This window comes from Candidatus Nanopusillus massiliensis, assembly GCF_920984865.1.
The window spans coordinates 1-1,688 of the sequence record NZ_OV100765.1 but is presented as its reverse complement, the minus strand read 5'-3'; the positions used below and the strand labels follow the sequence as shown (position 1 = coordinate 1,688).

Below are 1,688 nucleotides of genomic sequence, written 5' to 3'. Positions count from 1 at the left end.
TATTCTTTTGTATTTCAAACTTTTTTAGAATATTTATTTCTTTTGTTTCCTTCATTTCTTTACTGATAATTCAATTTCTTCTCCAATATGTTTCTTTGTACTTTCTATAAGAATTACATTATTACTTTCTTTTTCTACATTTTGTTTGTTTTCCTTTATATTAAAAAAATCTTTAATATTTACCTTATTTTGTTTTTTATTTATATTATTTTCCTTCTTTTCAACATTTTTTTAAAAGTATTAGAATTTTTTCCAATTATTCTATTAATAAAATCTTCATCTATCCTATTTATATTACTTTTAATTGCTTCTTTAAATATAATATCAAAATCCTCCTCTTTTAAAGAGCTTAAAAGATCATAAGCCTTTTTTTCAATAAATATATTATTTTTCCATAATAATTTTATTAAATCATCCTTATTCATATATCTTTTTTTATTTTTTCATATATTTTTTTAAGATTATCAGCATCAGATATTATCTTTATTAGTTTGTTNACACCATTTTTTCCATTAGATATTATTTTTATTTCAATGCAATTCACCAAATATTCTTTCTATTTTCTTTAAATTTTTTTATACTTCTGTTTTAACTGATATGGATATTCCAAAATTATTAGATAAATTTACATATTCCTCATATAAATTATTAGATGTTACAAAATCTTCATTTTTTATTTGTTCTTTTACTTAAGCCAATAATATTAGTTTTTGTGTTTTATTTAAAGTACTTACCATAGACTCAAATATATTTAAATCAACACTAGAAATCTGCATCTCTTCTTCTCCCTTATCATTTTTTCTTTATTTTTATTATATGCAATGTTNCTGCTAATCTTAATACATTTATTGCAATCCTGGCATCTCCAGAAAATTCTTTAGAAACCTTTGCAGATATATAATTTATATCTTCTTCAGATATAGAACCTGGTTTTAGTGCTTTCTTGCTCTATCTTTTAGAATTTCCCTCAATTCATAATAATTATATGGAGAAAACCTTACTGGATTATTGAAGAAAAAGAAGATTTTATTCTTTGATCTAATTGAGATATAAAAGATGGAGAATTAGAAATTAATATTAGTCTTATCCTATTTAAAAAGTTTATATCATAGTTTCTTAATAATAGATATAATATTTCTGTGTTTTCTGACTTTCTAAATATATTCTCTACCTCATCTAATATTCTTCTTAATTTATAATCATTATTAATTATAAATTTATATATATTTTCATACATATCATTCTTTCTAACTCCACTTTTTATATTTATATTTGCTAATTCTTCACTATTTTCTCTTAAATATATAATAATCTACATCATCTGATAATACCTGTTTACAATTTATATAAGCAACCTTTACTTTCAGTTTATTTTTTGCTGNATTAAAGGATATACCCTTATTTAACTATCTAGCTATTAATATTTTTCCAGTACCTGTAGTTCCATATAAAAATAAGTTACTTCCAGTATTTCTATTTAAAAATAAATTTATATTTGATAATATAATTTCTTTTTCTTTATCTCTAAATTTAATTTCATATGGAATATAATCTTCCTCAAAATATCTTCCATCAACAATAAGATTTTTATTTTTATTGGATATTCTTTCATAATCCGACTACAAAATAATCTATTATTGAATTTGTTATCATAATATTCTATTTTATTGAGAATTTTATAAAATATC

Annotated in this window: 3 protein-coding genes and 1 pseudogene; all 4 read right to left on the bottom strand. The window is 20.4% G+C overall.

The annotated features are described in order from the left end of the window. Positions 1 to 200: 200 nt before the first annotated feature. Positions 201 to 425, bottom strand: coding sequence for a hypothetical protein (locus tag LUA84_RS00015; protein ID WP_231433858.1), 225 nt, complete (start codon positions 423 to 425; stop codon positions 201 to 203). Between the two features lie 367 nt (positions 426 to 792). Further along, positions 793 to 933 (bottom strand): annotated as a pseudogene (locus LUA84_RS04890) (hypothetical protein); the annotation flags it as partial. Between the two features lie 64 nt (positions 934 to 997). Next, positions 998 to 1,237, bottom strand: a complete 240-nt coding sequence (locus tag LUA84_RS00010; RefSeq protein ID WP_231433857.1) for a hypothetical protein — start codon at positions 1,235 to 1,237, stop codon at positions 998 to 1,000. 252 nt (positions 1,238 to 1,489) lie between these two features. Beyond that, on the bottom strand, positions 1,490 to 1,688 hold a 199-nt coding region (locus tag LUA84_RS00005), incomplete at its 5' end, for a hypothetical protein (protein ID WP_231433856.1).